The following is a 20,516-nucleotide window of genomic DNA, read 5'->3' as shown; positions in this document are numbered from 1 at the left end:
GTTTGAGCGCCTTGTGCCGTTATACGCCCACGGCGTTGAATAAACGAACGCCCCGGCAGCACTGTGGCGTGCCGCCGGGGCGTTCGGAGTACGCGCGAGCGCCTTGTGACTAGCGCTTGCTGTACTGCGGGGCCTTACGGGCCTTCTTCAGACCGGCCTTCTTGCGCTCGACCGCACGGTCGTCGCGCTTGAGGAAGCCGGCCTTCTTCAGCGCGCCGCGGTTGTTGTCGACGTCCGCCTCGTTCAGCGCACGGGCGACACCGAGACGGAGCGCACCGGCCTGACCGGAGACACCGCCACCCGCGATGCGGGCGATGACGTCGTAACGGCCTTCGAGCTCGAGCACCTTGAAGGGCTCGTTGACTTCCTGCTGGTGCACCTTGTTCGGGAAGTAGTCCTCAAGGGTGCGACCGTTGATCTTCCACTTGCCGGTGCCCGGGACGATCCGGACGCGGGCGATGGCGTTCTTGCGGCGGCCCAGGCCGGCGGCCGGCTGGGGCTCGCCGAAGCGGGAGGCCATGGACTCCGAGGTGTACTCGCCCTCGACGGGCACCTCGGACTCGGTGGTGTAGCTGTCGATGTCGATCTCTTCGAGCGGCTGCTCGGCAGTGGTCTCGGCCACGATGCTCCTCAGATTCTGTTCAGTCTTAGGGGGTGGCCGGACTTACTGCGCGACCTGGGTGATCTCGAACGGCACCGGCTGCTGGGCAGCGTGCGGGTGCTGGTCGCCCGAGTAGACCTTCAGCTTCGAGAGCATCTGACGGCCCAGGGTGTTCTTGGGGAGCATGCCCTTGACGGCCTTCTCGATGGCCTTCTCGGGGTTCTTGGCGAGCAGCTCGTCGTAGCGGACGGAGCGCAGACCACCCGGGTAACCCGAGTGGCGGTACGCCATCTTCTGGGTCCGCTTGTTGCCGGAGAGGTGCACCTTGTCCGCGTTGATGATGATGACGAAGTCACCGGTGTCGACGTGGGGCGCGTAGATCGGCTTGTGCTTGCCGCGCAGGATGGAGGCCGCAGTGGAGGCCAGACGACCCAGGACGATGTCCTGAGCGTCGATGACGTGCCACTGGCGCGTCACATCGCCGGGCTTGGGGCTGTACGTACGCACGGTTCGTAGCCTTCGCTTCTTCAGTGAATGGTCCTGACAAGGTCACCGAAGACGATCACGACAGCCTTGACCGCACTACGGTGACGCAAACCGCGCGCTGGTCGCTGGTCATCGGTCCGGTGGACCGGTGTAAGGGCCCCTCACGTGAGAATGAGCAAGCCACTACACACAACAGAGATGCAGAATACCCATGCTCGGCCGGACGGGTCAAAACGAGCCCGCCGCCGGTGGGCTACACCGATTCTACGGCCGCACGCCGCTCCTCCGGCGCCTCCCGCGCCCCGTCCGCCCCGCGAGCCCCGCGCACGCCCCGCGCGCAGTGGTACGCGACCGTCACGGCCAGGACGCACAGCGTGAACGCGTCCCGGAACGCCCGGCGCTTCCCCGACTCCAGCCACGGCCAGGTCACCCCCGGCAGCTGCGGCACCAGCGCGAGCCAGAACCAGGGCCTTCGGGCCACCGACCCGGCGTACGGCAGACCGGCGAGCAGCAGCGGCAGGACGACCAGGAGGTAGTGGTTGTAGGAGGGCCGCGAGACGAGGAACGCCGACAGCATCAGCGCCGCCGACGTCTCCGTGAGCCGCAGCGCCACCGGCCCGGGCCCCCGCCAGCGCAGATACGCGCACACCACTCCCGCGGCGGCCGCCGGCAGCGCGAGCGGCGAGGCCAGGGCCTGGGGCACGCCGAGCCGGGGCAGCACGGCCGCCGGCCCCGCCTCGTAGAGCCGTACGAAGGCGTCGTCGCCGCTCAGCAGGAAGGGGAGGGTGCGGGTGAGGAAACCCGTGGGGTCGGGCAGGAACAGTGCCGCCACCACGGAGGTGACCGCCGGGACCAGGACCACCACGGCCAGCGCCCCCCACCGGCGCGCGAAGAGGAACAGCAGCGCCATCGGCGCGAGGAGCGGCTTCACCGCCACGGCCACCCCGATGACCGCGCCCGCCGCGACCCATCGGCCCCGGCCCGCCGCCAGCAGGCACAACGGCAGCGCGAGTGCGGCCGTCACGGTCCAGTTCCCCAGCCGGACCACCTGCCCGAACGGCGCGAAACCGGCCGCCAGGCCCAGCAGCCCGAGGACGGCGAGCCTGCTGCGCAACGGCACGCGGTGCAGTCGCAGCGCGCAGGCCCAGCCCAGCACGAGGGCCACGGTCGCCGCCGCCGGCACCAGCACGTCGAGCACGGACCGCGGCAGCAGCGCCTGCGGCACGGCGGCCATGACCGCGCTCGGGAAATAGAGGAAATGCCGATCGTCGTACGGCGACCCACCGTCCAGCCAGGTGCGCGCGGCGTCCACGACGATCGCGTTGTCCATGCCTCCACCCGAGGTCACCAGCACCGTATGGACCGTCAGGGCCCCCAGTACGGCCGCCAGTCCGGCCCACGCACAGCCGCTCGCGGGTCGTACCAACCACCCCGAGATGTCGCTTTTGTCCGTCACCATGCGCGCAACGCTAGGCCCTGCGGGGCCGGTTGAGTCGGACCAGCACACCCCTTGGCCCGTCTAAGATGCGCCCCATGAGCTTTGGGCAGGGGGGACCTCCGCAGCAGTGGGATCCCTGGAAACCGAATTCCCAGCAGCCGTGGAGCGGCGGCGACGGCGGCCAGTCACCCGACTGGGCCGCGCTCGCCGACGCGTCCGAAGCCCGCGCCAAGCGGCGCCGGTTGCTGTTCATAGGCGGCGGCGCACTGGCCACCGTCGCGATAGGCACGGCCGTGGCGGTCGCCGTCGTCTCGGCGAACGGCGGCAACCAGGCCTCGCCGGGTGCCTCCTCCCAGCTGCCCGGCGCCTCCGGCACACCGAACCCTTCGGGCACGGTCCCGTCGTTCGCCCCGACGAGCGCCCCGCCGCCGCTGGACCCGAACGACTTCATCGCCAGCGCGACGAAGGACAAGGCCCCGCTGAGCCCCGACATCCTCTTCCCGGGCACCCAGCTGACCATGGGTGAGACGGTGTACAAGAAGGGCCCGACGGCGGACACCGAGAACTGCGCCTCGGCCGCGAAGGCCACGCTCCCCAAGGCGCTCACCGACAACGGCTGTACCCGCCTGATCCGGGTCACCTACACCAAGGGCGACGTGGCGGTGACGGTCGGCGTGGCCGTCTTCGACACCCAGGCGAAGGCTGCCAGGGCCAAGCAGCAGACCGACGGCAAGAGCATCGTCAAGTCGCTGTCGGGCGGCGGCGTCAAGGACTTCTGTGCCGGCGCGGTCTGCCGCTCCACCCGCAACGCCCTCGGCCGCTACGCCTACTTCACCCTGGCCGGTTTCACCAACGGCAAGGACGTGACGGAGAAGGACAAGGCCGTCTTCGCCACGGGCGACGACCTCCAGGAGTTCACGTTCCGTCAGATCCGCCGCCGGGGCGAGGCCCAGGCGTCGGCGGCGGCGAACGAGTAGCCGCCGCCGACGGCGGCACGTCGCAGCCGCTTGGCGCTGCGCAGCGGCTTGGCGTAGTAGCCGTTGCCGTCCAGACGGAAGACCCCACCGATGTCACCGATGGTAGGGCCGTTGGCCTCCTCCCGGCTGGAGAGACTCGCCCCCGCGGCCCGTGGTGACGGGCGCGATGCCGAGGAGGCCGCGGACACCGTGTCCGGACTGCTCTCCGACCGGGCGGACGACTGAGCCGGCCCGCCCTGGTTCAGCAGCAGCCGGCCGTCGGCAGGGAGCGCTTGTTGCGGGCCTCCCTGCTGCGGGCCGCGAGGAGTTCGTCGGCCGGGTAGCCGACCTCCTCCAGGGTCAGGCCGTGCGGGCGTACGACGTGGACGGCCGAGTCCCGTACGCCCGCCGCCAGCACCTTGCCGGGCCAGTCCGGCGGGCGGTGGCCGTCGCCGACGAACAGCAGCGCGCCGATCAGCGAGCGCACCATGTTGTGGCAGAAGGCGTCCGCCCGGACGGTGGCGGTGATGATCCCGTCCTCGCCCCGCACCAGGCTCAGTTCCTGGAGGGTCCGGATGGTCGTGGCCCCCTCCCGCTTCTTGCAGTACGCGGCGAAGTCGTGCTCCCCGAGCAGCCCGCGCGCGGCCTCGTTCATCGCGTCGGCGTCCAACGGCCAGTCGTGCCACAGCACATGGCCGCGCAGCAGCGGGTCCACTCCCCCGGGGTTGTCGGTGACGCGGTAGGCATAGCGCCGCCAGACCGCGGAGAAGCGGGCGTTGAAGCCACTGGGCGCCTCCCTGAGCGCCCACACCCGTACGTCCCTCGGCAGCCGCCCGGCGAGCCGCTTGAGCAGCTTCGTGTGATGCTCGGCCCACACCTCGCGCGGCAGATCGACGTGCGCGACCTGCCCCCGTGCGTGCACACCGGCGTCGGTCCGCCCGGCCACGGTCAGCTCGTACGTCGTCCCCCCGGACCGTGTCACGGTCCGCAGCGCGTCCTCGATCTCCCCCTGCACGGTCCGCCGCCCGCCGGCCTGCTTGGCCCAGCCGGAGAATTCGGTCCCGTCGTAGGACAGGTCGAGACGGACACGCACGAACCCGGGAGGCACTTCGTCACTCACGTACAGATCCTCTCACCCACGCAAAAAGCGGGCCCGCTCCTCAAGGGAACGGGCCCGCGTGAGCGCCCCTCAGGGGCGCGGGGAACTGCGCGACCAGCCGCAGCGAAGCCGCAGCCGCAAACGCACAGTCCCCACCAGAACGCTTACGCGTCCTTCGACTCCTCAGCCGGGGCAGCCTCGACCGCCTCGTCCTTGGACAGGTCCGCCTTCGCCTCAGCGGAAGCGCCCTCCGCGTCCTTCGCGGAACGCTTCGTTGCGGCCTCGGCCTCGCCGACCGCGGTCTGCTGCACCGTCAGCGCCTCGACCAGCTCGATGACGGCCATGGGCGCGTTGTCCCCACGGCGGTTACCGATCTTGGTGATGCGGGTGTAGCCACCGGGACGGTTCTCGTACCGCGGGCCGATCTCGGTGAAGAGCGTGTGGACGATGCTCTTGTCCGTGATGACCTGGAGCACCTGACGGCGGTTGTGAAGGTCGCCCTTCTTCGCCTTGGTGACCAGACGCTCGGCGTACGGACGCAGCTTGCGCGCCTTCGCCTCGGTGGTGGTGATGCGGCCGTGCTCGAACAGCGCCTTCGCGAGGTTCGCGAGGAGCAGCTTCTCGTGCGCGGCGCTGCCGCCCATACGGGCACCCTTGGTGGGCCTCGGCATGGTGTTTCTCCTAGGTGTCTGCCCCGGCCGTATCAGGTACCGGGGTCAGTATCCGAGCGGGCGGTTGCCCGTCGGAGATCCGGTCGCTCTCGCAAGCGCCGGAAGACCCGCGCCCCAAAGGGGCGCGGGGAACTGCGCGACCAGCCACAACGGGCCCGCAGCCGTTGAACCGGCCTCCTCGCGGAGCGCTCAGTACTGCTCGGTCTCCACGAACCCGGCGTCCGCGTCGTCGTCCGCGCCGAACGCGTCCGCCGCGGCGGTGGGGTCGAATCCGGGGGGCGAGTCCTTCAGCGCGAGACCCATGCCCGCCAGCTTCGCCTTGACCTCGTCGATCGACTTCGCACCGAAGTTGCGGATGTCGAGCAGGTCGGCCTCGCTGCGCGCGACGAGCTCACCCACGGAGTGGATGCCCTCACGCTTGAGGCAGTTGTACGACCGAACGGTGAGCTCCAGCTCCTCGATCGGCAGCGCCAGATCGGCGGCGAGGGCGGCGTCCGTGGGGGACGGGCCCATGTCGATGCCCTCGGCGTCGATGTTGAGCTCGCGGGCCAGACCGAACAGCTCGACCAGGGTCTTGCCGGCCGACGCCATGGCGTCACGCGGACGCATGGCCTGCTTGGTCTCGACGTCGACGATCAGCTTGTCGAAGTCGGTGCGCTGCTCGACACGGGTCGCCTCGACCTTGTAGGTGACCTTGAGAACCGGCGAGTAGATCGAGTCGACCGGGATGCGCCCGATCTCCTGACCGACCTGCTTGTTCTGGACCGCCGAGACGTAACCGCGGCCGCGCTCGACCGTCAGCTCCATCTCCAGCTTGCCCTTGCCGTTGAGCGTGGCGAGGACGAGGTCGGGGTTGTGCACCTCGACACCGGCCGGGGGCGCGATGTCGGCGGCGGTGACCAGACCCGGGCCCTGCTTGCGCAGGTACATCACGACCGGCTCGTCGTGCTCCGAGGAGACGACCAGCTGCTTGATGTTCAGGATCAGGTCGGTGACGTCCTCCTTGACGCCCGGCACGGTGGTGAACTCGTGCAGAACGCCGTCGATGCGGATGCTGGTGACAGCGGCACCGGGGATCGACGACAGGAGGGTGCGGCGGAGGGAGTTGCCGAGGGTGTAGCCGAAGCCCGGCTCCAGCGGCTCGATCACGAACCGGGAGCGGAATTCGTCGACGACCTCTTCGGTCAACGAGGGACGCTGAGCGATCAGCATGTGGAGATCCTTCAGTCAGGGGCGCCCGCTATTTGACGCCCGACCATTACTGCAAGGGTACGGGCGATACGACCCGAAAGAGCCGTACCGCCCGGAAACCCTGGTGGAGCGAGATCAGACGCGACGGCGCTTCGGCGGACGGCAGCCGTTGTGCGGGGTCGGGGTGACGTCCTGGATGGAGCCGACCTCGAGGCCCGTGGCCTGCAGGGAACGGATCGCGGTCTCACGACCGGAACCCGGACCCTTGACGAACACGTCGACCTTGCGCATGCCGTGCTCCTGGGCGCGGCGGGCAGCCGACTCGGCGGCCATCTGCGCGGCGAACGGCGTGGACTTCCGCGAGCCCTTGAAGCCGACGTGGCCGGCGGAGGCCCAGGAGATCACGTTGCCGGACGGGTCCGTGATCGAGACGATCGTGTTGTTGAACGTGCTCTTGATGTGCGCGTGGCCGTGAGCGACGTTCTTCTTTTCCTTGCGGCGCACCTTCTTGGCAGCGCCCTGACGACCCTTGGGGGGCATCTATTACTCCTACGGGAGGTGGTCGGTCCTGCAGCAAGACCGCTGGATGAGCGTCCGCTGAGGACTACTTCTTGCCCGGCTTCTTCTTGCCGGCGATGGCGCGACGCGGGCCCTTGCGGGTACGCGCGTTGGTGCTGGTGCGCTGACCGCGGACGGGCAGACCGCGACGGTGGCGCAGACCCTGGTACGTGCCGATCTCGACCTTGCGGCGGATGTCGGCCTGGATCTCGCGCCGAAGGTCACCCTCGGTCTTGATGTTGTTGTCCACGAACTCACGGATCGCGACGAGCTGCTCCTCGGAGAGGTCGCGAACGCGGGTGTTCGGGTCGACGCCGGTAGCGGCCAGCGTCTGCTGCGAAAGGGTCCGGCCGATGCCGAACACATAGGTGAGGGCGATCTCCACGCGCTTTTCGCGCGGAATGTCAACACCGGAAACGCGTGCCATTCAATGGCTCCAGTTGATTGTCGGAGGTCTTCCACAGGGCCGGATCCCAGCCCGCCGTACGAGGTACGGACCGGGTCCCCGGCCTCCGAGCCGGGGGTGTCGAGCCGTGCGGCTCGGGACCTGCGTATGAACGTGTACTGCTCGCGTCGCGCGAAGTTCTGCGGAAGTCGCAGAGGGTCGATCGTGCTGCGGTCAGCCCTGGCGCTGCTTGTGGCGCGGGTTGTCGCAGATGACCATGACCCGGCCGTGACGGCGGATCACCCTGCACTTGTCGCAGATCTTCTTGACGCTCGGCTTGACCTTCATGGGTGTGAGGTTCTCCGGGTCAGTGCCATCACCCCGGCGGGCCGGGGCGCGGGCAAGATCTACTTGTACCGGTAGACGATCCGGCCACGCGTCAGGTCGTACGGAGACAGCTCCACCACGACCCGGTCGTCAGGGAGGATGCGGATGTAGTGCATGCGCATCTTGCCGCTGATGTGTGCCAGGACCTGGTGGCCGTTCTGGAGCTCGACCTTGAACATGGCGTTCGGAAGAGACTCGACGACAGTGCCCTCGATCTCGATGGCACCTTGCTTCTTGGCCACGCTTCGCCCTTCGAATCGACTACCTTGATCGACTCCGACGTGCATCGCGTGAGTATCCTGCGTGATTACATGCAGACATGCGGGTGCACAAGAGCCGACGAGTCAGTCTACGTCAGCGCACCCGGAAACACGAATCGAGCAATCCTGCCCCGCACCGGAGATCCTTAACCAAGAGGATCCGGAGCGGCCGTGATGCCCATCTCCGCCAGCTTGGCCTTGCCACCGTCGGGGGCGGTCAGGACCAGGGGGCCCTGTTCCGTCAGGGCGACGGAGTGCTCCCAGTGGGAGGACCAGGTGCCGTCGGTCGTGATGACCGTCCAGTCGTCCGAGAGGACCTTCGTCTTCGGGGTGCCCAGGGAGACCATCGGCTCGATGGCCAGGCAGAAGCCGGGGACCAGCTTGGGGCCCTTGCCCCGCTTGCGCTCGACGTAGTTCAGCAGATGCGGGTCCATGTGCATCTCGGTGCCGATGCCGTGGCCGCCGTAATCCTGGATGATCCCGTACTTGCCACCGCCGGGCCTCGGCTGGCGGCGGATGTACGTCTCGATCGCGCGGGAGATGTCGACGAGCCGGTTGCCCTGCTTCATGGCCGCGATGCCGGCCCACATCGACTCCTCGGTCACCCGGGACAGCTCGATCAGCTCGGGGGCGTGACCGGAGCCGACGAACGCGGTGTAGGCGGCGTCGCCGTGCCAGCCGTCGATGATCGCACCGCAGTCGATGGAGATGACGTCGCCGTCCTTGAGGACGACGTCGTCGGAGGGGATGCCATGGACCACGACCTCGTTCACGGAGGTGCAGATGGTGGCGGGGAAGCCCCCGTAGCCGAGGAAGTTCGGCTTGGCGTTGTGCTCGGCGAGTACCTTGCGGGCGACCTGGTCCAGATCGTTCGTCGTGGCCCCGGGCACGGCGGCCTCGCGCGTGGCCGCGTGAATGGCTGCGACGACCAGCCCCGCCTCACGCATCTTGGCGATCTGCTCAGGGTTCTTGATCTGCACCATGGGGACGACGGCCTTTCTGGGACCAGTGAGACGTACGAACGCTTCCAACGATAAGGGCCACGGCCCGGTGCCCCGAGAGCGGCCGACGCCGCCCTCCAGGCCCTCCCGCGGGCACTCGCGCCGGCCGCCCCGCCCTCCGCGGCGGGCAGCCCTCCCCTCGAGGGCCTGGGAGGCGCCCTCGGAGCGGCACGGGTGGGCGGCACGGGTGGGCGGCGGGGGTCCCCCTCCCGCTCATGAGAACCCTCCCGCTCGAACGGAGCCGGGAGTGGAGGGGTGAGGCGGCAGTGGCGGAGACGCCGACAGCGGCGAAGGCACACCGCGCCCCTCAGACACCGGGCTGCGCGCACTCACCCCCGCCAAGCCACAGCCGCGGCCCCTGGTGCGAAGGGACCGCGGCTGTGACCGACAAGACGAACTACTTACCGCTCTTCAGCGCCTCCAGCGCACGACCCGTGACCTCGTCGACGGGCCCCATCGCCGAGATGGTCACCACCAGGCCCTGCGCCCGGTAGTAGCCGATGATCGGCTCGGTCTGCGTGTGGTAGACCTCCAGCCGCGTCCGCACCGTCTCCTCGGAGTCGTCGTCCCGCTGGTACAGCTCACCACCACAGGTGTCGCACACACCCTCCCGCTGCGGCGGGCTGTACGTCACGTGGAACACGTGCGCGGAGTCCTTGCGGCAGACGCGCCGTCCGGCGATCCGCTTGACCACCTCGTCCTCGGGGGCTTCCAGGTCGAGCACGGCGTCCAGCTTGATGCCCTCGTTCTGCAGCAGCTCGTCCAGCACCTCGGCCTGCGACACGTTGCGCGGGAAACCGTCCAGCAGGAAGCCGCCCTCGGCGTCGGGCTGCTCCATGCGGTCCTTGGCCATGGCGATGGTGACCTCGTCGGGGACGAGATTGCCCGCGTCCATATACGACTTCGCGAGCTTGCCGAGCTCGGTCTGCCGGCTGATGTTGGCGCGGAACAGGTCGCCCGTGGAGATGTGCGGGATGCGCAGTTTCTCGGCAAGGCGGGTGGCCTGCGTACCCTTACCGGCACCCGGCGGCCCGACGAGGACGATTCGCATCAGCGGAGGAACCCTTCGTAATTGCGCTGCTGGAGCTGGCTCTCGATCTGCTTCACGGTCTCGAGACCGACACCCACGATGATCAGGATGCTGGTCCCGCCGAACGGGAAGTTCTGGTTTGCCCCGAAACCAGCCAACGCCATTGTCGGCACGAGAGAGATCAGGCCCAAGTACAGCGAACCCGGCCAGGTGATCCGGTTGAGTACGAAGCTCAGGTACTCAGCGGTCGGTCGGCCAGCCCGGATGCCCGGGATGAAGCCACCATACTTCTTCATGTTGTCGGCGACTTCCTCGGGGTTGAACGTGATCGCCACATAGAAGAAGGCGAAGAACACGATCAACAGGAAGTACAGAATGATGTGCGGCGTCGCTCCCGGATCCGCCAGGTTCTTCTCGACCCAGGTCTTCCAGCCGGCTGTTCCACTCGCGAACTGCGCGACCAACGCCGGAATGTACAGCAGCGACGCGGCGAAGATGACGGGGATCACACCCGCCTGGTTCACCTTCAGCGGGATGTACGTCGAGGTACCACCGTAGGAACGGCGGCCGACCATGCGCTTGGCGTACTGCACGGGGATCCGGCGCTGGGCCTGCTCGACGAAGACGACCAGGGCGACCATGACGAACCCGACGATCATGACGGTGCCGAACTCGATCCAGCCGTCCGCGAGGGTGCCCTGCTCCTTGATCGCCCACAGGGCCGAGGGGAACGTCGCGGCGATCGAGATGAACATCAGGATCGACATACCGTTGCCGATGCCGCGGTCGGTGATCAGCTCACCCAGCCACATCACGGCGGCCGTGCCGGCGGTCATGGTGACGACCATGGTGATGGTCACGAAGATCGACTGGTCCGGGACGATCTGGCCGGCGACCGGGCAGCCCGGGAAGAGGGCGCCGCTGCGGGCGGTGGCCACCAGGCCGGTGCCCTGGAGGATGGCGAGCGCGACCGTCAGATAACGGGTGTACTGCGTGATCTTCGCCGTACCGGCCTGGCCCTCCTTCTTCAGGGCCTCGAGGCGCGGGATCACGACCACCAGCAGCTGCAGAATGATGCTCGCCGTGATGTACGGCATGATGCCCAGTGCGAAGATCGTGATCTGGAGCAGCGCGCCGCCGCTGAACATGTTGACCAGACCCAGCAGGCCCTGGCCGGCCTCGGCGTTGTCGATACAGGCCTGGACGTTTCGGTAATCGACACCTGGGATCGGGACGTTCGTACCGATTCGGTACACGACGATGATGCCGAGCGTGAAGAGCAGCTTCTTGCGCAGGTCGGGCGTCTTGAACGCCCGGGCGAACGCGGTGAGCACGGTGCCTCCTGCGACCCCCCGCGCGACTGCGTCAAGGGTGACGGTTTTGAGATTCCGACTAAGGACGAATACGTAACGGTCAACTGCCGCCCTGAGTGCCCGTATGGGGCGCCCGAGGTCAATGGGCAGCGCAGGCCACCTTACCGGCGACACCGCCACCCTAGGAACGACCAACCGGGGATACCCCATTTGTGGGGTATCCCCGGTCGGGATCGCTCTACGTCATCGAGACACCTGATGGAGTCAGACGAGCTCGGTGACGGTACCGCCGGCGGCGGTGATCTTCTCCTTGGCGGAGCCGGAGACGGCGTCGACCGTCACCTGCAGCGCCACGGAGATCTCGCCCTGGCCCAGGACCTTGACGAGGCTGTTCTTGCGCACGGCACCCTTGGCGACCAGGTCCTCGACCGTGACCTCCCCGCCCTCGGGGTAGAGGGAGGCGAGCTTGTCCAGGTTGACGACCTGGAACTCGGTCTTGAACGGGTTCTTGAAGCCCTTGAGCTTCGGGAGACGCATGTGGAGGGGCATCTGGCCACCCTCGAAGCGCTCCGGAACCTGGTAACGGGCCTTGGTGCCCTTGGTACCACGACCGGCCGTCTTACCCTTCGACGCCTCACCACGACCGACACGGGTCTTCGCGGTCTTGGCGCCGGGGGCGGGACGGAGGTTGTGGATCTTGAGCGGGTTCTGCTCCGCCATGATCAGTCGACCTCCTCGACCGTCACGAGGTGGCGGACGGTGTGCACCATGCCGCGGAACTCGGGACGATCCTCCTTGACGACCTGCGTGTTGATGCCCTTGAGACCAAGGGAGCGCAGGGTGTCACGGTGGTTCTGCTTGCTGCCGATGTAGGACTTGACCTGCGTAACCTTGAGCTGCGCCATGATTACGCACCCGCCCCGGCACGCGCACGGAGAAGAGCCGCGGGAGCGACGTCCTCGAGGGGCAGACCGCGGCGGGCCGCGATCTCCTCGGGACGCTGCAGGCCCTTGAGGGCCGCCACGGTCGCGTGCACGATGTTGATCTGGTTGTCGGAGCCGAGCGACTTCGACAGCACGTCGTGGATACCGGCGCACTCGAGCACGGCACGCACCGGACCACCGGCGATCACGCCGGTACCCGGGGACGCGGGCTTGAGCAGCACGACGCCGGCAGCCTTCTCACCCTGGATGGGGTGCGGGATGGTGCCCTGGATGCGGGGGACCTTGAAGAAGTGCTTCTTGGCCTCCTCAACGCCCTTGGCGATGGCGGCCGGCACCTCCTTGGCCTTGCCGTATCCGACACCCACGGTGCCGTCACCGTCGCCCACCACGACCAGCGCGGTGAAGCTGAAGCGACGACCACCCTTCACAACCTTGGCGACACGGTTGATCGCGACGACGCGCTCAACGTATGCGGTCTTCTCGGCGGCGGATGCGCCACCGTCACGGCCCTTCCGGTCCCGCCGCTCGCCGCCACCGGCACCGCCACCGCGGCGCTGGGGTCCAGCCATTGGAATTACCTCTCTCTGTTTCCGCTAGCTACGGAACCGACTCAGAACTTGAGTCCGGCTTCGCGGGCGGCGTCCGCCAGGGCGGCGATGCGCCCCGCGTACTGGTTACCACCGCGGTCGAACACGACGGCCTCGACACCGGCGGCCTTGGCGCGCTCCGCGACCAGCGCACCGACCTGCTTGGCCTGCGAGGACTTGTCGGCCTCGCCACCACGGATCGATGCGTCCAGCGTGGACGCCGAAGCCAGCGTGTGGCCCTTCAGGTCGTCGATCACCTGCGCCACGATGTGGCGGTTGGAGCGGGTCACGACCAGGCGAGGACGCTCGGCGGTACCAGAGACGTTCTTGCGGATCCGGATGTGACGACGCTTGATAGCAGCACGCTTGTAGGCGTCGCCCTTGAGGATCTTCTGCCCGTATGCCATGGCTTACTTACCCGCCTTTCCGACCTTGCGTCGGATGACTTCGCCCTCGTACCTGACGCCCTTGGCCTTGTACGGGTCGGGCTTGCGCAGCTTGCGGATGTTGGCCGCAACCTCGCCGACCTTCTGCTTGTCGATGCCCTCGACCGAGAAGTGCGTCGGGTTCTCGACCTTGAACGTGATGCCCTCGGGCGCCTCGATCGTGATCGAGTGGCTGTAGCCGAGGGAGAACTCCAGGTTCGAACCCTTGGCGAGCACGCGGTAACCGACACCGCTGATCTCGAGCTTCTTCACGTAACCCTGGGTCACGCCGGTGATCATGTTCGCCACCAGCGTGCGGGACAGGCCGTGCAGGGCCTTGTTCTGACGCTCGTCGTTGGGGCGGGTGACGTTCAGCACGCCGTCCTCACCCTTGGCGATCTCGATCGGCGCCGCGACGGTGTGGGTCAGCGAGCCCTTGGGGCCCTTGACCGAGACCGTCTGGCCGTCGATGGTGACGTCCACGCCGGCGGGAACCGCGATGGGGAGCTTGCCGATGCGCGACATAGCTGTTTCCTCCGTTCCCTTCCGCTACCAGACGTAGGCGAGGACTTCTCCGCCTACGCCCTTCTTGCCGGCCTGCTGTCCAGTGAGGAGCCCGTGCGACGTGGAGATGATCGCCACGCCGAGACCGCCGAGCACCTTCGGCAGGTTGGTGGACTTCGCGTACACCCGGAGACCGGGCTTGGAGATCCGCTTGATGCCCGCGATGGAGCGCTCACGGTTGGGACCGAACTTCAGGTCCAGGACGAGGTTCTTGCCGACCTCGGCGTCCTCGACCTTCCAGCCCGTGATGAAGCCCTCCTGCTGGAGGATCTCCGCGATGTGCGACTTGATCTTCGAGTGCGGCATCGCCACGGTGTCGTGGTACGCCGAGTTCGCGTTCCGCAGACGCGTAAGCATGTCTGCGATCGGATCAGTCATGGTCATGAATTGGCCTTCGGCCTCTCTCGCCGGGGTTTCCTGGTGCGCCATCCCTCTCCCCGATCCGAGACGGGACGGGTGCGGCGCGGTGGACCTACGGCGTAGTAAGCAAACATGAGCGGGCGTCGCCCGCGTGTGTGTGGGCACGGCAGGCGCCCAACCCCGCAAGCCTAAGCCATGCGGAGTGGGCCTCCTGCCGTTCCCCTTGCTTACCGAGAGCCCTGGGAGTCCGGAATGAACCGACTACCAGGAGCTCTTGGTCACGCCCGGCAGCTCGCCACGGTGAGCCATCTCACGAAGGCACACGCGGCACAGGCCGAACTTGCGGTACACGGAGTGCGGACGACCGCAGCGCTGGCAGCGGGTGTAGCCGCGCACTCCGAACTTGGGCTTGCGAGCAGCCTTCGCGATGAGAGCCTTCTTCGCCATCTCGCTCACGCCTCCTTGAACGGGAAGCCGAGGTGACGGAGAAGGGCACGGCCCTCTTCGTCGTTGGTCGCCGTGGTGACCACGGTGATGTCCATACCCCGGACGCGGTCGATCTTGTCCTGGTCGATCTCGTGGAACATGACCTGCTCCGTGAGACCGAAGGTGTAGTTGCCACGGCCGTCGAACTGCTTGGGGGACAGACCACGGAAGTCGCGGATGCGCGGGAGCGCGAGCGACAGGGTGCGGTCCAGGAACTCCCACATGCGGTCGCCACGAAGCGTGACGTGGGCACCGATCGGCTGACCCTCACGCAGCTTGAACTGCGCGATGGACTTGCGGGCCTTGGTGACGGCCGGCTTCTGACCGGTGATCGTGGTGAGGTCGCGGATGGCGCCCTCGATCAGCTTGGAGTCGCGGGCGGCGTCGCCCACACCCATGTTGACCACGATCTTGACGAGGCCGGGAACCTGCATGACGTTCTCGTAGGAGAACTGCTCGCGCAGCGTGCCCGCGATCTCCTCGCGGTACTTCGTCTTCAGACGCGGAGTGGTGGTGGTCGTCATCAGATGTCCTCACCCGTCCGCTTGGCAACGCGGATCTTGTTGCCCTCGTCGTCGAAGCGGTAACCGACGCGCGTGACGACCTTGTTGCCGTCCTTCTCCACGACCAGCTGGACGTTGGAGACGTGGACCGGGGCCTCGGTGGTCACGATGCCGCCGGCCTGCGAACCGCCTGCGGTCGGGCCGGCCTTGGTGTGCTTCTTGACCCGGTTGACACCCTCGACCAGGACGCGCTCCTCGCGCGGGTAAGCGGCAATGACCTTGCCCTGCTTGCCCTTGTCCTTGCCGGTGATGACCTGGACCAGGTCGCCCTTCTTGATCTTCATGCTCACAGCACCTCCGGCGCGAGGGAGATGATCTTCATGAACTTCTTCTCGCGCAGCTCTCGGCCGACCGGGCCGAAGATACGGGTGCCACGAGGGTCGCCGTCGTTCTTCAGAATGACGGCGGCGTTCTCGTCGAAGCGGATGTACGAGCCGTCCGGACGGCGGCGCTCCTTGACGGTGCGAACGATGACCGCCTTGATGACGTCACCCTTCTTCACGTTGCCACCGGGGATCGCGTCCTTGACGGTGGCGACGATGACGTCACCGATGCCCGCGTAGCGGCGACCGGAGCCACCGAGCACACGGATGCAAAGGATTTCCTTCGCCCCCGTGTTGTCGGCGACGCGCAGTCGCGACTCCTGCTGGATCACGTCTATCTCCTGTTTGTCTGCCGGTTCCCCGGGGGCCGCTCACCCTGTCGGGCGAGCGGACCCCGGAGCCTGGCGGAACTGCCCTGCGAGGGATGCCCCGCAGGAACGAACTCGTGGGAACTCCCTTGCGGGAATTACCTACTTGGCCTTCTCGAGGATCTCGACGATGCGCCAGTGCTTCGTCGCGGACAGCGGCCGGGTCTCCATCAGGAGGACGCGGTCGCCGATACCGGCGGCGTTCTGCTCGTCGTGGGCCTTGAGCTTGCTCGTGCTGCGGATGACCTTGCCGTACAGCGCGTGCTTCTTGCGGTCCTCGACGGCGACGACGACGGTCTTGTCCATCTTGTCGCTGACGACGATGCCCTCGCGGGTCTTACGGTCGCCCCGGACCTCGGGGTTGGTCTCAGTCACGTTGTTCTCGCTCATCAGGCGTTCTCCACCGTTTCGATGCCCAGCTCACGCTCGCGCATCAGGGTGTAGATCCGCGCGATGTCCTTGCGGACCGCCTTCAGACGGCCATGGTTCTCAAGCTGTCCGGTCGCCGCCTGGAAGCGGAGGTTGAACAGCTCTTCCTTGGCTTCGCGGAGCTTCGCCAGAAGCTCCTCGTCACCCAGCTCGCGCAGCTCGGACGCCTTGGTACCGGCCGACATCACGCTTCACCTGCCTCGCGCTTGACGATCCGGCACTTCATCGGCAGCTTGTGCGCTGCGCGGGTGAGGGCCTCACGGGCGATCTTCTCGTTGGGGTAGGACAGCTCGAACATGACCCGGCCCGGGTGCACGTTCGCGATCCACCACTCCGGCGAACCCTTACCGGAACCCATGCGGGTCTCGGCCGGCTTCTTCGTGAGCGGGCGGTCCGGGTAGATGTTGATCCAGACCTTGCCGCCACGCTTGATGTGGCGGGTCATCGCGATACGGGCCGCCTCGATCTGGCGGTTGGTCACGTACGCCGGCGTGAGGGCCTGAATGCCGTACTCGCCGAACGCGACCGTCGTACCGCCCTTGGCCTGACCGCGGCGCTTCGGGTGGTGCTGCTTGCGGTGCTTGACCCTACGGGGGATCAGCATGTCGGTCAGGCCTCCGTTCCGGTGCTCTCAGCCGGAGCGGCAGCCGGAGCCTCGGCCTTGGGGGCCTCGGCAGCGGGAGCCTGCTGCGGCTTGCGGCCGCGACCGCCACGCTCGCCACCGCGGCCACCACGGGCCGGGCGGTCGGCGCCGCCGCGGGCCGGGCGGTTGCCGGCGCGGGCAGCAGCGTTCTCGGCGCGGACCTCGGCGATGTTCTTGACGTCGCCCTTGTAGATCCAGACCTTCACACCGATGCGGCCGAAGGTCGTCTTGGCCTCGAAGAAGCCGTAGTCCACGTTCGCGCGGAGCGTGTGCAGGGGCACACGGCCCTCGCGGTAGAACTCCGAGCGGGACATCTCGGCGCCGCCGAGGCGGCCACCGCACTGGATCTTGATGCCCTTGGCGCCCGCCTTCATCGTGCCCTGCATGCTCTTGCGCATGGCACGACGGAAGGAGACACGCGAGGACAGCTGCTCGGCGACGGCCTGGGCCACCAGCTGAGCGTCCGTCTCCGGGCTCTTGACCTCGAGGATGTTGAGCTGGACCTGCTTGCCCGTGAGCTTCTCGAGGTCACCGCGGATGCGGTCGGCCTCGGCGCCGCGGCGGCCGATCACGATGCCCGGACGCGCGGTGTGGATGTCCACACGCACACGGTCGCGGGTGCGCTCGATCTCCACCTTCGAGATGCCGGCGCGCTCCATGCCGGACGTCATCATCCGACGGATGGCGACGTCTTCCTTGACGTAGTCCTTGTACAGCTTGTCGGCGTACCAGCGCGACTTGAAGTCGGTGGTGATGCCGAGCCGGAACCCATGCGGGTTAACCTTCTGGCCCATTACCGGGTTCCTTCCTTGCTGCTGACGACCACGGTGATGTGGCTGGTCCGCTTGCGGATCCGGTAGGCGCGGCCCTGGGCACGCGGCCGGAACCGCTTCAGGGTCGGGCCCTCGTCGACGTAGGCCTCGGAAATGAAGAGGCTGTCGGCGTCGGTGTGGTCGTAGTTGTGCGCGGCGTTGGCAATGGCGCTGTCCAGCACCTTGCCGACCGGCACGCTCGCGGCCTGCGGGGCGAAACGCAGGACCGCCTGAGCCTCCGTGGCATCCATGCCACGGATGAGGTCCACCACGCGGCGGGCCTTCATGGGCGTGACGCGGATGTACCGCGCCTGGGCCCTGGCTTCCATGGTTGTCCCTTCAGTGTCTGTCATGGTCGATTGCACCCCGCCGACTAGCGGCGCTTCGACTTCCGGTCGTCCTTGACGTGGCCCCGGAAGGTGCGGGTCGGCGAGAACTCGCCGAGCTTGTGGCCGACCATCGACTCGGTGACAAACACCGGGATGTGGGTCTTGCCGTTGTGCACCGCGATCGTGTGGCCCAGCATCGCCGGGACGATCATCGAGCGACGGGACCAGGTCTTGATGACGTTCTTGGTACCGGCTTCGTTCTGGACGTCCACCTTCTTGATCAGGTGGTCGTCGACGAAGGGTCCCTTCTTCAAGCTACGAGGCATCTCAACCCGTCCTTAGCGCTTCTTGTTCGTCTTGCGGCGGCGGACGATGTACTTGTTCGACGCCTTCTTGGGCGAACGAGTACGGCCTTCCTTCTTGCCCCAGGGGGACACGGGGTGACGGCCACCGGAGGTCCGGCCCTCACCACCACCGTGCGGGTGGTCGACCGGGTTCATCACGACACCACGGACGGTCGGGCGGACGCCCAGCCACCGCTTACGGCCGGCCTTGCCCCAGTTGATGTTGCTCTGCTCGGCGTTGCCGACCTCGCCGACCGTGGCGCGGCAGCGCTGGTCGACCAGGCGGATCTCGCCGGAGGGCATGCGGAGGTGGGCCATGGTGCCCTCCTTCGCGAGCAGCTGCACCGAGGCGCCGGCGGAGCGGGCGAACTTGGCGCCGCCGCCGGGACGCAGCTCGATGGCGTGCAGCGTCGTACCGACCGGGATGTTGCGCAGGGCAAGGTTGTTGCCCGGCTTGATGTCGGCCCCGGGACCGTTCTCGACGCGGTCGCCCTGCTGCAGGTTGCGCGGGGCGAGGATGTAGCGCTTCTCGCCGTCGGCGTAGTGCAGCAGCGCGATGCGCGCGGTGCGGTTGGGGTCGTACTCGATGTGCGCGACCTTCGCCGGCACGCCGTCCTTGTCGTGACGACGGAAGTCGATCACGCGGAAGGCGCGCTTGTGGCCACCGCCCTGGTGGCGGACGGTCACACGACCGGAATTGTTACGGCCGCCCTTGCTGTGCAGGGGACGGACCAGCGACTTCTCCGGCGTGGACCGCGTGACCTCGACGAAGTCGGCGACGCTGGAGCCACGACGGCCCGGAGTCGTCGGCTTGTACTTGCGGATACCCATTGTCTCTCAGTCCTCGGAAGTGATCCCGAAATCTGGACGATCCCGACCGCTTACGCGGTCGGACCGCCGAAGATGTCGATACGGTCGCCCTCGGCGAGGGTCACGATCGCGCGCTTGGTCGCCGCACGCTGGCCGAAGCCGGTGCGGGTCCGCTTGCGCTTGCCGATGCGGTTGATCGTGTTGACCCCGGTGACCTTGACCTCGAAGACCGCCTGGACGGCCTGCTTGATCTGGGTCTTGTTCGCGTGGGGGTCGACGAGGAACGTGTACTTGTTCTCGTCGATCAGCGCGTAGCTCTTCTCCGACACGACCGGCTTGAGCAGCACGTCACGGGGGTCCGTGTACGACTTGCTCACCGGGGTGACGACGGTGTTCTTGCCTTCGGCCTCGTGGCGGCGCGCCTTGGCGACGCGACGGGCCTTGGCCGCCTTGGCGGCCTTCGAGGCGATCGAGGGGTGACGGGCAGCCATCAGACCTCGCTCCCTTCGTTGTCGTTGGCCTTGTTCGGGCCGGCGACGAAGGACTCGAAAGCGGCCTTGGTGAAGACCACGTCATCCGAGACGAGAACGTCGTACGTGTTCAGCTGGCCCGGCTCCAGGATGTGGACCTGGGGCAGGTTGCGGGCGGACAGCCACGCGGCCTCGTCGGCGCGGTCGACGACCAGGAGCAGGTTCTTGCGCTCCGAGATCTTGCCGAACAGCGACCGGGCGGCCTTCGTGGAGGGCGTCTCACCCTCGATCACGCCGGTGACGACGTGAATGCGGTTGTGGCGGGCCCGGTCGGTGAGGGCGTGGCGCAGGGCCGCGGCCTTCATCTTCTTCGGGGTCCGCTGCGAGTAGTCACGCGGCTGCGGGCCGTGGACGACGCCACCGCCGGCGAACTGCGGGGCGCGGGTCGAGCCCTGGCGGGCGCGGCCGGTGCCCTTCTGGCGGTACGGCTTGCGGCCGCCACCACGGACTTCACCGCGACGCTTGGTCTTGTGCGTGCCCTGGCGGGCAGCGGCGTTCTGCGCGACGACGACCTGGTGGATCAGCGGAATGCTGATCTTCTCCACGCCGAAGATCTCCGCGGGGAGCTCGACGCTTCCGGTCTTCTCGCCGGCAGGCGAAAGGATGTCAACAGTGCTCATCGG

The 20,516-nt window shown here is 67.6% G+C and carries 34 protein-coding genes; 1 reads left to right on the top strand and 33 read right to left on the bottom strand.

All coding sequences use genetic code 11. The annotated features are described in order from the left end of the window. Positions 1-109: 109 nt before the first annotated feature. From rpsI to ACZ5C2_RS14640, 3 genes are all read right to left on the bottom strand, one after another. Positions 110-622: a 30S ribosomal protein S9 gene (gene rpsI / locus ACZ5C2_RS14650; RefSeq protein WP_276110718.1), complete on the bottom strand. Its 513-nt coding sequence runs from the start codon at positions 620-622 to the stop codon at positions 110-112. A 42-nt stretch (positions 623-664) separates the two neighbouring features. Beyond that, on the bottom strand, positions 665-1,108 hold the full coding sequence (rplM, locus tag ACZ5C2_RS14645) for a 50S ribosomal protein L13 (protein ID WP_190098396.1): 444 nt from the start codon (positions 1,106-1,108) through the stop codon (positions 665-667). Between the two features lie 232 nt (positions 1,109-1,340). After that, positions 1,341-2,546, bottom strand: coding sequence for a glycosyltransferase family 87 protein (locus ACZ5C2_RS14640; protein WP_468790213.1), 1,206 nt, complete (start codon positions 2,544-2,546; stop codon positions 1,341-1,343). Between the two features lie 74 nt (positions 2,547-2,620). Between ACZ5C2_RS14640 and ACZ5C2_RS14635 the strand changes: the two genes are divergently transcribed. Further along, a complete protein-coding gene (locus ACZ5C2_RS14635) occupies positions 2,621-3,502 on the top strand; it encodes a hypothetical protein (RefSeq protein ID WP_468790211.1) in 882 nt (293 codons plus the stop codon). Here ACZ5C2_RS14635 and ACZ5C2_RS14630 read toward each other — a convergent pair. From ACZ5C2_RS14630 to rplD, 30 genes are all read right to left on the bottom strand, one after another. After that, the gene (locus ACZ5C2_RS14630) at positions 3,451-3,690 is read right to left on the bottom strand and encodes a hypothetical protein (protein ID WP_468790621.1); all 240 of its coding nucleotides are present in this window, start codon (positions 3,688-3,690) and stop codon (positions 3,451-3,453) included. The genes ACZ5C2_RS14635 and ACZ5C2_RS14630 overlap by 52 nt on opposite strands. A 53-nt stretch (positions 3,691-3,743) precedes the next feature. Then, positions 3,744-4,601, bottom strand: coding sequence for a tRNA pseudouridine(38-40) synthase TruA (gene truA / locus ACZ5C2_RS14625; protein ID WP_468790209.1), 858 nt, complete (start codon positions 4,599-4,601; stop codon positions 3,744-3,746). Between the two features lie 143 nt (positions 4,602-4,744). Next, positions 4,745-5,251 (bottom strand): 50S ribosomal protein L17, encoded by a 507-nt coding sequence (rplQ, locus tag ACZ5C2_RS14620; protein WP_468790207.1) that lies wholly within the window; start codon positions 5,249-5,251, stop codon positions 4,745-4,747. Between the two features lie 189 nt (positions 5,252-5,440). Further along, entirely contained in the window at positions 5,441-6,463 is a 1,023-nt protein-coding gene (locus ACZ5C2_RS14615) for a DNA-directed RNA polymerase subunit alpha (protein ID WP_003966937.1), read from the bottom strand. A gap of 114 nt (positions 6,464-6,577) precedes the next feature. Further along, positions 6,578-6,982 carry a 30S ribosomal protein S11 gene (gene rpsK / locus ACZ5C2_RS14610; RefSeq protein WP_003956432.1) on the bottom strand — a complete coding sequence of 135 codons (405 nt, stop codon included), beginning with the start codon at positions 6,980-6,982 and terminating at the stop codon, positions 6,578-6,580. 64 nt (positions 6,983-7,046) lie between these two features. After that, complete coding sequence (gene rpsM, locus ACZ5C2_RS14605) at positions 7,047-7,427, bottom strand: 30S ribosomal protein S13 (RefSeq protein WP_006140893.1); 381 nt, start codon at positions 7,425-7,427, stop codon at positions 7,047-7,049. Positions 7,428-7,619: 192 nt separating this feature from the next. Further along, positions 7,620-7,733: a 50S ribosomal protein L36 gene (rpmJ, locus tag ACZ5C2_RS14600; protein WP_003974245.1), complete on the bottom strand. Its 114-nt coding sequence runs from the start codon at positions 7,731-7,733 to the stop codon at positions 7,620-7,622. 59 nt (positions 7,734-7,792) lie between these two features. Further along, a complete protein-coding gene (gene infA / locus ACZ5C2_RS14595; RefSeq protein ID WP_003948620.1) occupies positions 7,793-8,014 on the bottom strand; it encodes a translation initiation factor IF-1 in 222 nt (73 codons plus the stop codon). 164 nt (positions 8,015-8,178) lie between these two features. Beyond that, positions 8,179-9,015 (bottom strand): type I methionyl aminopeptidase, encoded by an 837-nt coding sequence (gene map, locus ACZ5C2_RS14590; RefSeq protein ID WP_468790205.1) that lies wholly within the window; start codon positions 9,013-9,015, stop codon positions 8,179-8,181. 415 nt (positions 9,016-9,430) lie between these two features. Further along, positions 9,431-10,084, bottom strand: coding sequence for an adenylate kinase (locus ACZ5C2_RS14585; RefSeq protein ID WP_468790203.1), 654 nt, complete (start codon positions 10,082-10,084; stop codon positions 9,431-9,433). Next, positions 10,084-11,397, bottom strand: a complete 1,314-nt coding sequence (gene secY / locus ACZ5C2_RS14580; RefSeq protein ID WP_468790601.1) for a preprotein translocase subunit SecY — start codon at positions 11,395-11,397, stop codon at positions 10,084-10,086. Before secY ends, ACZ5C2_RS14585 begins: the two co-directional genes overlap by 1 nt. A gap of 243 nt (positions 11,398-11,640) precedes the next feature. Further along, positions 11,641-12,096, bottom strand: coding sequence for a 50S ribosomal protein L15 (gene rplO, locus ACZ5C2_RS14575; protein WP_004927223.1), 456 nt, complete (start codon positions 12,094-12,096; stop codon positions 11,641-11,643). A gap of 2 nt (positions 12,097-12,098) precedes the next feature. Further along, complete coding sequence (gene rpmD, locus ACZ5C2_RS14570) at positions 12,099-12,281, bottom strand: 50S ribosomal protein L30 (protein WP_071364958.1); 183 nt, start codon at positions 12,279-12,281, stop codon at positions 12,099-12,101. A gap of 2 nt (positions 12,282-12,283) precedes the next feature. Continuing rightward, the gene (rpsE, locus tag ACZ5C2_RS14565) at positions 12,284-12,889 is read right to left on the bottom strand and encodes a 30S ribosomal protein S5 (RefSeq protein WP_399975295.1); all 606 of its coding nucleotides are present in this window, start codon (positions 12,887-12,889) and stop codon (positions 12,284-12,286) included. Between the two features lie 41 nt (positions 12,890-12,930). Further along, positions 12,931-13,314: a 50S ribosomal protein L18 gene (rplR, locus tag ACZ5C2_RS14560; protein WP_055592173.1), complete on the bottom strand. Its 384-nt coding sequence runs from the start codon at positions 13,312-13,314 to the stop codon at positions 12,931-12,933. A gap of 3 nt (positions 13,315-13,317) precedes the next feature. Then, positions 13,318-13,857: a 50S ribosomal protein L6 gene (rplF, locus tag ACZ5C2_RS14555; RefSeq protein WP_468790199.1), complete on the bottom strand. Its 540-nt coding sequence runs from the start codon at positions 13,855-13,857 to the stop codon at positions 13,318-13,320. Positions 13,858-13,881: 24 nt separating this feature from the next. Beyond that, positions 13,882-14,280, bottom strand: coding sequence for a 30S ribosomal protein S8 (rpsH, locus tag ACZ5C2_RS14550; RefSeq protein WP_103546597.1), 399 nt, complete (start codon positions 14,278-14,280; stop codon positions 13,882-13,884). A 237-nt stretch (positions 14,281-14,517) separates the two neighbouring features. Further along, positions 14,518-14,703 carry a type Z 30S ribosomal protein S14 gene (locus tag ACZ5C2_RS14545; RefSeq protein ID WP_003948630.1) on the bottom strand — a complete coding sequence of 62 codons (186 nt, stop codon included), beginning with the start codon at positions 14,701-14,703 and terminating at the stop codon, positions 14,518-14,520. 5 nt (positions 14,704-14,708) lie between these two features. Beyond that, positions 14,709-15,266, bottom strand: a complete 558-nt coding sequence (gene rplE / locus ACZ5C2_RS14540; protein WP_468790198.1) for a 50S ribosomal protein L5 — start codon at positions 15,264-15,266, stop codon at positions 14,709-14,711. After that, a complete protein-coding gene (rplX, locus tag ACZ5C2_RS14535) occupies positions 15,266-15,589 on the bottom strand; it encodes a 50S ribosomal protein L24 (protein WP_192229674.1) in 324 nt (107 codons plus the stop codon). The genes rplE and rplX overlap by 1 nt, the downstream gene beginning before the upstream one ends. Positions 15,590-15,591: 2 nt before the next feature. After that, on the bottom strand, positions 15,592-15,960 hold the full coding sequence (gene rplN, locus ACZ5C2_RS14530; RefSeq protein ID WP_003992364.1) for a 50S ribosomal protein L14: 369 nt from the start codon (positions 15,958-15,960) through the stop codon (positions 15,592-15,594). Positions 15,961-16,098: 138 nt separating this feature from the next. Next, entirely contained in the window at positions 16,099-16,386 is a 288-nt protein-coding gene (gene rpsQ / locus ACZ5C2_RS14525; RefSeq protein WP_030221003.1) for a 30S ribosomal protein S17, read from the bottom strand. Next, positions 16,386-16,610, bottom strand: coding sequence for a 50S ribosomal protein L29 (rpmC, locus tag ACZ5C2_RS14520; protein WP_030831683.1), 225 nt, complete (start codon positions 16,608-16,610; stop codon positions 16,386-16,388). The genes rpsQ and rpmC overlap by 1 nt, the downstream gene beginning before the upstream one ends. Further along, positions 16,610-17,029: a 50S ribosomal protein L16 gene (gene rplP, locus ACZ5C2_RS14515; protein ID WP_004927269.1), complete on the bottom strand. Its 420-nt coding sequence runs from the start codon at positions 17,027-17,029 to the stop codon at positions 16,610-16,612. The genes rpmC and rplP overlap by 1 nt, the downstream gene beginning before the upstream one ends. 5 nt (positions 17,030-17,034) lie before the next feature. Continuing rightward, complete coding sequence (gene rpsC, locus ACZ5C2_RS14510; RefSeq protein WP_030220998.1) at positions 17,035-17,862, bottom strand: 30S ribosomal protein S3; 828 nt, start codon at positions 17,860-17,862, stop codon at positions 17,035-17,037. After that, positions 17,862-18,209 (bottom strand): 50S ribosomal protein L22, encoded by a 348-nt coding sequence (gene rplV / locus ACZ5C2_RS14505; RefSeq protein WP_003974262.1) that lies wholly within the window; start codon positions 18,207-18,209, stop codon positions 17,862-17,864. The genes rpsC and rplV overlap by 1 nt, the downstream gene beginning before the upstream one ends. A 44-nt stretch (positions 18,210-18,253) precedes the next feature. Beyond that, positions 18,254-18,535, bottom strand: a complete 282-nt coding sequence (gene rpsS / locus ACZ5C2_RS14500; protein WP_003948639.1) for a 30S ribosomal protein S19 — start codon at positions 18,533-18,535, stop codon at positions 18,254-18,256. A 12-nt stretch (positions 18,536-18,547) separates the two neighbouring features. Next, positions 18,548-19,384 (bottom strand): 50S ribosomal protein L2, encoded by an 837-nt coding sequence (gene rplB / locus ACZ5C2_RS14495; RefSeq protein ID WP_468790195.1) that lies wholly within the window; start codon positions 19,382-19,384, stop codon positions 18,548-18,550. Positions 19,385-19,434: 50 nt separating this feature from the next. Beyond that, the gene (gene rplW / locus ACZ5C2_RS14490) at positions 19,435-19,854 is read right to left on the bottom strand and encodes a 50S ribosomal protein L23 (protein ID WP_215208708.1); all 420 of its coding nucleotides are present in this window, start codon (positions 19,852-19,854) and stop codon (positions 19,435-19,437) included. Beyond that, on the bottom strand, positions 19,854-20,513 hold the full coding sequence (gene rplD / locus ACZ5C2_RS14485; protein WP_468790192.1) for a 50S ribosomal protein L4: 660 nt from the start codon (positions 20,511-20,513) through the stop codon (positions 19,854-19,856). The genes rplW and rplD overlap by 1 nt, the downstream gene beginning before the upstream one ends. Positions 20,514-20,516 lie beyond the last annotated feature (3 nt).

This window comes from Streptomyces sp. NPDC031365, assembly GCF_055569765.1.
This window is presented reverse-complemented; position numbering and strand designations above follow the sequence as displayed.

Bases quoted from the DNA above. Each gene is read 5' to 3' on its own strand.
- ACZ5C2_RS14615 (WP_003966937.1), bottom strand. From the start codon at position 6,463: ATGCTGATCGCTCAGCGTCCCTCGTTGACCGAAGAGGTCGTCGACGAA.
- rplW (WP_215208708.1), bottom strand. From the start codon at position 19,854: ATGGCTGCCCGTCACCCCTCGATCGCCTCGAAGGCCGCCAAGGCGGCC.
- rplX (WP_192229674.1), bottom strand. From the start codon at position 15,589: ATGAAGATCAAGAAGGGCGACCTGGTCCAGGTCATCACCGGCAAGGAC.
- rplE (WP_468790198.1), bottom strand. From the start codon at position 15,266: ATGACGACCACCACCACTCCGCGTCTGAAGACGAAGTACCGCGAGGAG.
- rpsK (WP_003956432.1), bottom strand. From the start codon at position 6,982: ATGCCCCCCAAGGGTCGTCAGGGCGCTGCCAAGAAGGTGCGCCGCAAG.
- map (WP_468790205.1), bottom strand. From the start codon at position 9,015: ATGGTGCAGATCAAGAACCCTGAGCAGATCGCCAAGATGCGTGAGGCG.
- rplB (WP_468790195.1), bottom strand. From the start codon at position 19,384: ATGGGTATCCGCAAGTACAAGCCGACGACTCCGGGCCGTCGTGGCTCC.
- rpmC (WP_030831683.1), bottom strand. From the start codon at position 16,610: ATGTCGGCCGGTACCAAGGCGTCCGAGCTGCGCGAGCTGGGTGACGAG.
- rplO (WP_004927223.1), bottom strand. From the start codon at position 12,096: ATGGCGGAGCAGAACCCGCTCAAGATCCACAACCTCCGTCCCGCCCCC.
- rplQ (WP_468790207.1), bottom strand. From the start codon at position 5,251: ATGCCGAGGCCCACCAAGGGTGCCCGTATGGGCGGCAGCGCCGCGCAC.
- rpmJ (WP_003974245.1), bottom strand. From the start codon at position 7,733: ATGAAGGTCAAGCCGAGCGTCAAGAAGATCTGCGACAAGTGCAGGGTG.
- rpsS (WP_003948639.1), bottom strand. From the start codon at position 18,535: ATGCCTCGTAGCTTGAAGAAGGGACCCTTCGTCGACGACCACCTGATC.
- ACZ5C2_RS14635 (WP_468790211.1), top strand. From the start codon at position 2,621: ATGAGCTTTGGGCAGGGGGGACCTCCGCAGCAGTGGGATCCCTGGAAA.
- rplF (WP_468790199.1), bottom strand. From the start codon at position 13,857: ATGTCGCGCATCGGCAAGCTCCCCATCGCGGTTCCCGCCGGCGTGGAC.
- rplP (WP_004927269.1), bottom strand. From the start codon at position 17,029: ATGCTGATCCCCCGTAGGGTCAAGCACCGCAAGCAGCACCACCCGAAG.
- rpsQ (WP_030221003.1), bottom strand. From the start codon at position 16,386: ATGAGCGAGAACAACGTGACTGAGACCAACCCCGAGGTCCGGGGCGAC.
- rplV (WP_003974262.1), bottom strand. From the start codon at position 18,209: ATGGAAGCCAGGGCCCAGGCGCGGTACATCCGCGTCACGCCCATGAAG.
- ACZ5C2_RS14640 (WP_468790213.1), bottom strand. From the start codon at position 2,546: ATGGTGACGGACAAAAGCGACATCTCGGGGTGGTTGGTACGACCCGCG.
- rpmD (WP_071364958.1), bottom strand. From the start codon at position 12,281: ATGGCGCAGCTCAAGGTTACGCAGGTCAAGTCCTACATCGGCAGCAAG.
- rpsM (WP_006140893.1), bottom strand. From the start codon at position 7,427: ATGGCACGCGTTTCCGGTGTTGACATTCCGCGCGAAAAGCGCGTGGAG.
- rplD (WP_468790192.1), bottom strand. From the start codon at position 20,513: ATGAGCACTGTTGACATCCTTTCGCCTGCCGGCGAGAAGACCGGAAGC.
- rpsC (WP_030220998.1), bottom strand. From the start codon at position 17,862: ATGGGCCAGAAGGTTAACCCGCATGGGTTCCGGCTCGGCATCACCACC.
- rpsH (WP_103546597.1), bottom strand. From the start codon at position 14,280: ATGACCATGACTGATCCGATCGCAGACATGCTTACGCGTCTGCGGAAC.
- rpsE (WP_399975295.1), bottom strand. From the start codon at position 12,889: ATGGCTGGACCCCAGCGCCGCGGTGGCGGTGCCGGTGGCGGCGAGCGG.
- rplR (WP_055592173.1), bottom strand. From the start codon at position 13,314: ATGGCATACGGGCAGAAGATCCTCAAGGGCGACGCCTACAAGCGTGCT.
- ACZ5C2_RS14545 (WP_003948630.1), bottom strand. From the start codon at position 14,703: ATGGCGAAGAAGGCTCTCATCGCGAAGGCTGCTCGCAAGCCCAAGTTC.
- ACZ5C2_RS14585 (WP_468790203.1), bottom strand. From the start codon at position 10,084: ATGCGAATCGTCCTCGTCGGGCCGCCGGGTGCCGGTAAGGGTACGCAG.